This is a genomic window from Duganella phyllosphaerae, from assembly GCF_001758785.1.
In the GTDB taxonomy this organism is placed as follows: domain Bacteria; phylum Pseudomonadota; class Gammaproteobacteria; order Burkholderiales; family Burkholderiaceae_D; genus Rugamonas; species Rugamonas phyllosphaerae.
Genome location: NZ_LROM01000049.1, coordinates 35,057 through 43,579, shown reverse-complemented (window position 1 = coordinate 43,579; position 8,523 = coordinate 35,057). Strand labels below are relative to the sequence as shown.

The window sequence follows — 8,523 nt, the reverse complement described above, 5'->3', positions numbered from 1 at the left end:
ACCCAGCAGGCGCCCGCCGTAGACCAGCAGCGCGCTCGCTGCCAGCAAGCCAAATGCCGCCGGCACAGTCGGCAGTTCCAGCCCGTGCGCATTGCCGTGCAGGAAAGCGAACGCGCCCACCATCGCCACGCCCACCGCAGCCGGCAAGCGCGCGGCAAGGGCGATCAGCGCCCCCAGCGCCGCCACCGTCAGCGCGATGCCCAGTTCCAGGCCCGGCAGCGCCATGCCCAGCGCACCAGCCAACATACCGGCCATCACCATGCCGACAAACGTCGGCGGCAGCCACTGCGCAGTCGACTGGCGCGCGCTCCAGACACCGACCGCCAGCATCGCCAGCAAGTGGTCGATGCCGGAAAACGGATGCGTAAAGCCATCGAGGAAGCCGTGCGCGTGCGCGCCGGCCTGTGGATGGGCGACGGCAGCGGTGCTTGCCAGCGCCAGCGTCAACGCTGGAACGAGTATCTTGACGGTGCGTTTCATTGGATCTCCTGGGCAAAGTGTGGTGTCTGGCCGAGCAGGCCCTGTTCACGGATAAAGTCGATCACGGCGGTCACGCCGTCGCCGCTGCGCAAATTGGTGAAGATGAACGGCCGGCTGCCGCGCTGTTGCCTGGCGTCGCGCGCCATCACGTCCAGGTCCGCGCCCACGTGCGGCGCCAGGTCGGTCTTGTTGATGATCAGGAGGTCGGAGCGGGTGATGCCGGGGCCGCCCTTGCGCGGGATTTTTTCGCCGCCGGCCACGTCGATCACGTAAATGGTCAGATCGGACAGTTCGGGGCTGAATGTGGCGGCCAGGTTGTCGCCGCCCGACTCCACCAGGATCAGGTCGAGGTTGGGAAAATCGGCCTGCATGCGGGCGATCGCTTCCAGGTTGATCGACGCATCCTCGCGGATTGCAGTATGAGGGCAGCCGCCCGTCTCCACGCCCATCAGGCGCTCGGCCGGCAGCGCGTCGGCGCGCAACAGGATCTCCATGTCTTCCTTGGTGTAGATGTCATTGGTGATGACCGCCATGTCGTAATGATCGCGCATGCCCTTGCACAGCATTTCGCACAGCGCCGTTTTGCCGGAACCGACCGGGCCGCCGATGCCGACGCGCAGGGGATTGGAGGTGATTTGACTCATATCGTTTATCTCGTTTTTTAAAATTTATGATCGGTAAAGCCGGCTGTATTGGACCTCGTGCTGCATCGACAGCAGCGACAGGCCGGGCGCCCAGTTGCACATGGCGTCATCCTGCACGGATTGCGCGTAGCGGGCGGCCGTCTCGATATCTTCCCGCAAGGAAAGCAGCATGCGCTGCCCCGCCACCTGCCCCAGCGGCACCGATTTGACGCACACCAGTACCTGGTTTTCGGCCCACGCGAACAGCATGGCCAGGAGCGCCGCGTCGTGCGGAATCTTCAGCGCCGCCACGGCGCACGCGAATGCCGTTGGCAGCGCCACTTCGGGCTCGCGCTGCAGGCGGGCTTTCGCTTCGGCGTCGAGGATATCGAGTTCGGCCAGCAGCTTGGTTAGCGAGTAGCCCATCTGGATGGTTTCGGCGCGAAACTCCGCGCTGTCGCGCGAGGCGATGAAGCGCTCGCTCCAGTCGTCCACGCCCTGCCAGTCGCGGTTGGTCCATGCCTGCATCAGGCGCCAGGCAATCGGCGCCTCCCACTGCGCCACCACTTCGTGCAGGTGCCGCAAAATCCAGGCACGCGCGGTAGGAGCGTTGTGGACCGTGCCGTTTTCCAGCGCCGCTTCGAGGCCTTGCGAGTAGCTGTAGGCGCCGATCGGTAGCGCGGGGCTGGCGAATTGCAGGAGGTTGAGCAGTGCTGATGCTTGCATTATTTGGCCGCCTTCAGATCCGTCGTCCTCGCGCAAGCGGGGCCCCATAGACCACGTGCATTCCGGCTCAGCATGGATCCCCGCGTTCGCGAGGATGACGGATCTGCGGTCCGCATGTCAATTGGATTCCCTTTGATGCAGGACGACGGATTTGGGGCTGTCAATTGGCATCACCGGGGCGATGGATTTTTTGACGCACCGGTATCGGCGCCAGCGGATGGTTGTCGTGGTGATGTCCATGGCCGCCACCATAGGCGCCCGACTCCGGCTCGAACGCGGCCATCTCTTCGACCACCGCAGCGCCCAGCCCCGCCAGCATCTCCTTCAGCACTGCATCCGCCCGGATGCGCAGGAAGCCGTCGCCCACCTGCGCCTGGGTGTGGCGGTTACCGAGGTGGAAGGCGCAGCGCAGCAGCGTGTGGGCATCCACACAGGTGACCTTGTAGGTCGGCTCAAAGGCCGCCACCACCGCGATCACGCGCTGGTCTTCGCCGGTGAGCAGGTCGCCGTCGCGCAGCACGGTGCCGCGCGTGGTGAACACGGCCACGTCTTCACCGTTGTCGAGCGTGGCGCGCAGCCGGCATTTTTCGCGCAGTTCGTACGGCAGCACCAGCCGGGCTGCAATGGGGCCGGCTTCGGCCGGGGAAATCTTGGTATGGAAAGTGAACATATCGCTTACTTGGAACAGGATTAGAACAGGAAGTAACGCTGCGCCATCGGCAGCACGCTGGCCGCTTCGCAGACCAGCAGTTCGCCATTGGCGCGCACTTCGTAGGTTTCGGGGTTGACGTCCATTTTTGGCGCCAGGTCGTTGTGGATCATGTCGGACTTGCGCAGCGCGCGCATATTCTTCGCCACGATCAGCGTTTTATTGAGCTTGAGCCGTTCGCCGATGCCGTCGTCGTAGGCCGACTGCGAGACGAACGTAAACGACTTTTTCAGGCCGCCGCCAAAGGCGCCGAACATCATCCGGTAGTGCACCGGCTGCGGCGTGGGGATCGAGGCGTTCGGGTCGCCCATCGGCGCGGCGGCGATCATGCCGCCCTTGATGATGGTCGATGGCTTGACGCCGAAGAACGCCGGCTTCCACAGCACCAGGTCGGCGATCTTGCCCACTTCGACCGAGCCCACTGCATGCGCGATACCGTGGGTGATGGCCGGGTTGATCGTGTACTTGGCGACGTAGCGCTTGACGCGGAAGTTGTCGTTGTCGGACGAGTCCTGCGGCAGCGGGCCGCGCTGCACTTTCATCTTGTGCGCGGTCTGCCAGGTGCGCAGCACTACTTCGCCCACCCGGCCCATGGCCTGCGAGTCGGACGACATCATCGAGATGGCGCCGATGTCGTGCAGGATGTCTTCGGCGGCGATGGTCTCGCGGCGGATGCGCGATTCGGCAAAGGCCACGTCTTCCACGATGGCCGGGTCGAGGTGGTGGCACACCATCAGCATGTCGAGGTGTTCGTCGAGCGTGTTGACGGTGAACGGCCGGGTGGGATTGGTGGAAGATGGCAGCACGTTCGATTCGCCCACCGCCGCGATGATGTCGGGCGCGTGGCCGCCCCCCGCCCCTTCGGTGTGGAAGGTGTGGATGGTGCGGTCCTTGAAGGCGGCGATGGTGTCGGCCAGGTAGCCGCCTTCGTTGAGGGTGTCGCTGTGAATCGCTACCTGCACGTCCATCTCGTCGGCTACCGTCAGGCAGTTGTCGATGGCGGCCGGGGTGCTGCCCCAGTCCTCGTGCAGTTTCAAGCCGATGGCGCCGGCCCGGACCTGCTCCTCCAGTGGCGCGGGCAAGCTCACATTGCCCTTGCCGAGGAAGCCGAGGTTCATCGGGAATGCGTCGGCCGCCTGCAGCATCGAGTGCAAATGCCAAGGACCCGGCGTGCAGGTGGTGGCCGAGGTACCGGCCGAGGGCCCGGTGCCGCCGCCGATCATGGTGGTCACGCCGCTCATCAGGGCTTCTTCGATCTGCTGCGGGCAGATGAAGTGGATGTGGGTATCGACGCCGCCGGCGGTGACGATCTTGCCTTCGCCGGCGATGATCTCGGTGGCGGCCGCGATGATCATGTCCACGCCGGGCTGGATGTCAGGGTTGCCAGCCTTGCCGATGGCGGCGATCATGCCGTCGCGCAGGCCGATGTCGGCCTTGACGATACCCCAGTGATCGACGATGACGGCGTTGGTAATCACCGTATCCATCACCAGCGGGTCGGTGCGGCAGCGCTGCGACTGGCCCATCCCATCGCGGATCACCTTGCCGCCGCCAAATTTCACTTCTTCGCCGTAGATGGCGTAGTCTTTTTCGATTTCGATAAACAGTTCGGTGTCGGCCAGGCGGATACGGTCGCCAGTGGTGGGACCGAACATCTCCGAATAAGCGCGGCGCGAGATTGTAGCCATGTCTGCCTTTTTTATTTTTTAGGGGGATTTGGATCGAGTTTTCCCATGACTTTGCCGCTGAAGCCATAGACTTCCATGTCACCCGACAGCGTCACCAGTTCCACCGTGCGCTGCTGGCCCGGTTCGAAGCGGACGGCGGTGCCGGCGGCGATGTTGAGGCGCTTGCCGTAAGCCTTCCAGCGCTCGAACTTGAGCTCCGTGTTCACTTCGAAAAAGTGGAAGTGCGAGCCGATCTGCACCGGACGGTCGCCCTGGTTGGTCACCACCACGGTGGCGGTCTCGCGGCCTTCATTGAGACCGATCTCGCCGTCCTTGAGTCGATATTCACCGGGAATCATCGCGATCTCCTCGTTCAGGGTATGGGATTGTGGACGGTGACAAGCTTGCTGCCGTCGGGGAAAGTGGCTTCGACCTGGATGTCGGGGATCATCTCGGGGATGCCCTCCATGACATCCTGGCGCGACAAAATGGTCTGCCCCTCGGACATCAGCTGCGCCACGGTCTTGCCATCGCGCGCGCCTTCCATGATGGCGCAGGTGATCAGCGCCACCGCTTCCGGGTAATTGAGTTTCAGGCCGCGCGCGAGGCGCCGTTCGGCCACGATGCCGGCGGTGAAGATCAGCAGCTTGTCTTTTTCTCTTGGTGTCAGTTCCATGTGCTTCCAGTCATATTCGTATTCTTGTTCAGGTCTGCCAGATGCGCGGCGTGATGGCTGCGCGATCGAGCAGTTGCGGGCGCACGCGGCGCCACACGGCCAGCATCAGGCGGCGCGCGGTCTCGCTGTCGTCGCCCAGGTGGCGCGCCACCAGCACGCCCCTGGTATGGGTAACGCCGAACCGATGCCCGCCGTTGACCGCACCGTCGGCCGTGATGTCGGCGCGGATGTCGGCCAGCAGTTGATTCATCTGCGCCGCCGGCAGCGCCTTGCCCGCCGCGATCAGCGTGGCGCACACGGTATGGCCACCGAGCGCCAGCGGGCTATCGAGCTGCCCGCCGAGCATGGCGCCCTGCTCCCACCACAGCAGCTTGCCCTCGCGGCGGATGCTGCTGCGCTGGGTGATGGTGCCGGTCTCGAACACCTCGCCCGAACCGCGCCGGCCCAGGCACAGGATCTCGCAGCCGATGTAGGTGGCGCCAAGCGCCAGCTCGACGTGCTGGTCGAGGGTCACGTCGGCGGTGTCGAAGAAGATGGTCTCCTGCGGCAGCCACTCGAGCGCCGCGTCCTGGTTGACGTGCAGGTGCACGGTCTGGCGTGAGCGCTTGCCGTTGGCCTGGTACCACTTCGCCGCGCCGGGCGTGGTGATGCACGCGTGCGCGCGGTCGCCCACGCCGATATCGATGGCCAGCTGGTCGCCGCCCACCACCCCGCCCGGCGGATGGACCACGATGGCGTGGCAGACTTTTGCGTCTTCCGGGTACAGGGCCTTCTGGACGCGCAGCGGACCGTGGTGGCGGTTGTTGTACAGGCGCGTGGTACCGCCATCGTCCGCAAAGCCGAGCGTGAGGCTGGCCTGCCAGGCACTGGCTTGGCTGGCTGGCCTGGTGAGACGTTCGCTCGGTGCGGTGCAATCTGGCATGGGGGTTTCATCGACAAATAATGTCGTGTCGTATGCAAACGGCGTGCCAGCGAGCGACAAACATTCGTAGCGGTTTTAGACACGCCACGCACCAATAAAGTGCGTGCGCACCAATGTGGCGCAATTCTCACGCTAAAAAATAAATATTGACATCGAAATCGATTCCTATATCCTTACTAAATCGTTGCACTAAATCGATTTAGTAAGGCTCAGACCGAACGGATCGTCTTTGTGGTGCATCGATGCAGTCAGAGCGAACTTATAAAAACCACAACGGAGACAACCGATGGTCACAACGCATTGCGGCAGCCAGCTGCCGCGCTATCCCAACATGAAGCCCATGGCTGCCGCCCTGGCGCTGCTGCAACTGTCGTCCATCACTCAGGCCCAGGAGGCCGCCCAGGCTGCTGCGCCGCAGCTGGAACAGGTGGTCGTGTCGGCCAACCGCCGCATCGAAAAGCTCGAAGACGTGCCGCAATCGATCTCGGTGCTCACCGGCGAAGCGCTGGAGCGCAACAACGTGCGCGAGTTCGACGACATCGTCAACCTGTCCCCTGCCCTGACCATTTCCACCGGCACCCAGGTGGGCACCAACAGCATCAATATGCGCGGCATCGGCACCACGTCCAACAACATCGGCATCGAGGGCGACGTGGCCGTGATCGTCGACGACATGCCGTACGCCCAGGCGCAGCAGGCCTTCCGCGACCAGTCCGACGTGGCGCGGGTCGAGGTGCTCAAGGGCCCGCAGAGCACCATGTTCGGCAAGAGCGCGATTGCCGGCGCGGTGGTGATCACCACCAAACCGATCGGCGCCGGTCCGATGAAGGGCAAGCTCTCGCTGTTTCGCAGCAGCGACGACGAGTACCGGGTGCAGACGTCGGTAAGCGGACGCATGTCCGATACCGTCGGCGTGCGCCTGTTCGCCAGCAAGACCAATTTCCCGGGCCTGCTCTACAACCTCACCACCGACAGCATGCAGAACGGCTCCGGCGGCAAGACCTTCTTCGCCAAGGTGCAGTGGCAGGTCACGCCGGACCTCGACGTGCAGCTGGCGCCGCGCTACGACCACACGCTGCGCACCGGGAACACCGCCGCGATCAATTCGATCGGCCCGGGCGTCGGCTACCTGTACAACAAGAACTACAAGGCGCTGTCGAACACCGAGGTGCTGCGCGGCATTAACGTCTCGCAGTTCAACACCACCATCCGCAACGACTCGCCCACCGGGCTGGAAGCGACCGATCGCGGCATCGGCGTGCGGGTGAACTACCTGTTCCCGGACAGCTCACCGATGGCCGGCCATGCGCTCACCTCGATCACGTCGGTGGACAACAACAAGTCCAACGACTTCCGCGACAACGACAATATCGACCTGGTATCCACTTTCTACCAGCTCGATCACTTCGGCAAACCGTCGGGCATCAACGAGTCGCCCGAGATCAACGGCACCATGGACACCAAGATGACCAGCCAGGAGTTTCGCCTGACGTCGCCGGACAGCGGCGCCTTCCGCTACCTGGCCGGCCTGTGGATCGCCCGCACCAGCATCGACCGCACCTACCGGCGCGGCAATCCGTTCGTCAAGGAGACCAGCTGGACCAACTACGAGACCTCGTCGTCGGTGCTCAACCGCGCGCTGTATTTCAACGGCAGCTGGGACTTCGTGCCCAAACATACGCTCACCGGCGGCGTGCGTCTCACGCGCGAGTCGAACGACTACATGTTCCACACCATCGACAGCCTGCTGTCGTCGGCGCCGAACAATGTGCACACCGGCGAGAACTACTACAACGCGCCCAAGCACCACGAAAACTACGTGACCGGCAAACTCGGTTACGGCTACAAGCTCACGCCCAACACCATGGTGTACGGCACCGCCTCCACCGGCACCAAGGGCGTCGCTTACGACATGACCAGCGGCGCCAACAACGTCAACGTCTTCAAGCGCCTGCCGCTGGCGCCCGAGGAAGCCACCAGCTACGAAGCCGGCTTCAAGGCCAACCTGTGGAACAACCGCGCCACGCTCAACCTGGCCGTATTCAAGACCCGCTTCCGCGACTACCAGACGTCGGCCACCGAGCGCTTCTCGGACGGCAGCCAGGCCAGCGTGTTGTACAGCATTCCGAAGATCCAGACCCAGGGTTTCGAGGCCGACGCCTCGGCCCTGCTCACGCGCGACTTCCTGCTGTCGGCCAACCTCGCCTTTACCCGCGCCACGGTAGTGAACTGGCGCCAGGGCCCCTGCTACAGCGGCGCCAAGGATTGCACCGTGCCCAACGAACTGGTGCCGGGCGCTTTCCTGCGTGACGCCAGCGGCGGCCTGATGCCCAACTCGCCCAAGTGGAAAACCAATGTGGGCGGCGAATACACGCTGCCGATCAAAAGCTTCAAGACCGCGATCAACGCCAACGTGCGCGCGCAGTCCAAGGTGCAGGGCGCGATCAGCCAGGACCCGAGCCTGAAACGGCCCGGCCATGCTATCGTTGACCTGGGCGCCTCGATCGCCGGCCGCAGTGGAAAATACAAGCTGTCGGTCGGTATCAAGAACCTGTTCGACCACCACTACTCGGTGGGCAACGGCGGCAGCTTCCTGAACTTCAAGCAGACGTCGGGCCCCGATATACGCTCGTATGGCTGGCAGCCTGCGCGCGACGCATTCCGCTATTACACCGCCCGGCTGGACGTCAATTTCTGACCAGCCGCTCAACTCAAGGACA

The 8,523-nt window shown here is 63.8% G+C and carries 9 protein-coding genes; 1 reads left to right on the top strand and 8 read right to left on the bottom strand.

Annotation, left to right across the window (positions count from 1 at the left end):
- The 8 genes from DUPY_RS03985 to DUPY_RS03950 all read right to left on the bottom strand — a co-directional run.
- Positions 1-480 (bottom strand): HupE/UreJ family protein (locus DUPY_RS03985; protein ID WP_070246548.1); only part of this gene is annotated, 480 nt, incomplete at its 3' end.
- Complete coding sequence (gene ureG / locus DUPY_RS03980; RefSeq protein WP_070246547.1) at positions 477-1,124, bottom strand: urease accessory protein UreG; 648 nt, start codon at positions 1,122-1,124, stop codon at positions 477-479. The genes ureG and DUPY_RS03985, both read right to left, overlap by 4 nt.
- 24 nt (positions 1,125-1,148) lie before the next feature.
- A complete protein-coding gene (locus DUPY_RS03975) occupies positions 1,149-1,829 on the bottom strand; it encodes an urease accessory protein UreF (protein ID WP_070246546.1) in 681 nt (226 codons plus the stop codon).
- A 160-nt stretch (positions 1,830-1,989) separates the two neighbouring features.
- The gene (gene ureE, locus DUPY_RS03970; RefSeq protein WP_070246545.1) at positions 1,990-2,499 is read right to left on the bottom strand and encodes an urease accessory protein UreE; all 510 of its coding nucleotides are present in this window, start codon (positions 2,497-2,499) and stop codon (positions 1,990-1,992) included.
- Between the two features lie 20 nt (positions 2,500-2,519).
- Entirely contained in the window at positions 2,520-4,226 is a 1,707-nt protein-coding gene (ureC, locus tag DUPY_RS03965; RefSeq protein ID WP_070246544.1) for an urease subunit alpha, read from the bottom strand.
- 11 nt (positions 4,227-4,237) lie between these two features.
- A complete protein-coding gene (locus DUPY_RS03960) occupies positions 4,238-4,564 on the bottom strand; it encodes an urease subunit beta (protein WP_070246543.1) in 327 nt (108 codons plus the stop codon).
- Between the two features lie 14 nt (positions 4,565-4,578).
- Complete coding sequence (locus DUPY_RS03955) at positions 4,579-4,881, bottom strand: urease subunit gamma (RefSeq protein ID WP_070246542.1); 303 nt, start codon at positions 4,879-4,881, stop codon at positions 4,579-4,581.
- 28 nt (positions 4,882-4,909) lie between these two features.
- Positions 4,910-5,803 (bottom strand): urease accessory protein UreD, encoded by an 894-nt coding sequence (locus DUPY_RS03950; protein ID WP_070246541.1) that lies wholly within the window; start codon positions 5,801-5,803, stop codon positions 4,910-4,912.
- Between the two features lie 286 nt (positions 5,804-6,089).
- Here DUPY_RS03950 and DUPY_RS03945 point away from each other — a divergent pair, with 286 nt between their 5' ends.
- Positions 6,090-8,501 (top strand): TonB-dependent receptor, encoded by a 2,412-nt coding sequence (locus tag DUPY_RS03945; RefSeq protein ID WP_084640530.1) that lies wholly within the window; start codon positions 6,090-6,092, stop codon positions 8,499-8,501.
- Positions 8,502-8,523: the final 22 nt, after the last annotated feature.

Excerpts from the sequence above, each read along its gene's own strand:
- ureG (WP_070246547.1), bottom strand. The coding sequence starts at position 1,124 with ATGAGTCAAATCACCTCCAATCCCCTGCGCGTCGGCATCGGCGGCCCG.
- DUPY_RS03975 (WP_070246546.1), bottom strand. The coding sequence starts at position 1,829 with ATGCAAGCATCAGCACTGCTCAACCTCCTGCAATTCGCCAGCCCCGCG.
- ureE (WP_070246545.1), bottom strand. The coding sequence starts at position 2,499 with ATGTTCACTTTCCATACCAAGATTTCCCCGGCCGAAGCCGGCCCCATT.
- ureC (WP_070246544.1), bottom strand. The coding sequence starts at position 4,226 with ATGGCTACAATCTCGCGCCGCGCTTATTCGGAGATGTTCGGTCCCACC.
- DUPY_RS03960 (WP_070246543.1), bottom strand. The coding sequence starts at position 4,564 with ATGATTCCCGGTGAATATCGACTCAAGGACGGCGAGATCGGTCTCAAT.
- DUPY_RS03955 (WP_070246542.1), bottom strand. The coding sequence starts at position 4,881 with ATGGAACTGACACCAAGAGAAAAAGACAAGCTGCTGATCTTCACCGCC.
- DUPY_RS03950 (WP_070246541.1), bottom strand. The coding sequence starts at position 5,803 with ATGCCAGATTGCACCGCACCGAGCGAACGTCTCACCAGGCCAGCCAGC.
- DUPY_RS03945 (WP_084640530.1), top strand. The coding sequence starts at position 6,090 with ATGGTCACAACGCATTGCGGCAGCCAGCTGCCGCGCTATCCCAACATG.